A 228-nucleotide genomic window follows, 5' to 3' on the forward strand; every position below is an offset into this window, starting at 1 on the left:
TGTTTGCTTGGCTTGTGTATGGTTCTCAGGCAAGAGAAGATCAAACAATGGGTTCGGATCAAGACAACGGCTTGTTATTGGCAAAGGCCCCGACTAAAGCGCAGGCTGACTACTTTTCCAAGATGTCGGAATATGTTTGCAATGGCCTAGCAAAGTGCGGCATAAAGTTGTGCGATGGCAACATAATGGCCAGTAATCCCGCGCTTCGGCTGTCACTAGACGAGGCCA

At 49.1% G+C, this 228-nt stretch carries 1 protein-coding gene; it reads left to right on the forward strand.

What is annotated here, in order from left to right; genetic code table 11:
• Positions 1–228 (forward strand): DUF294 nucleotidyltransferase-like domain-containing protein (locus NLF92_RS13910; RefSeq protein WP_254102870.1); only part of this gene is annotated, 228 nt, incomplete at both ends.

It is taken from the genome of Opacimonas viscosa (genome assembly GCF_024199005.1).
Classification (GTDB): domain Bacteria; phylum Pseudomonadota; class Gammaproteobacteria; order Enterobacterales; family Alteromonadaceae; genus Opacimonas; species Opacimonas viscosa.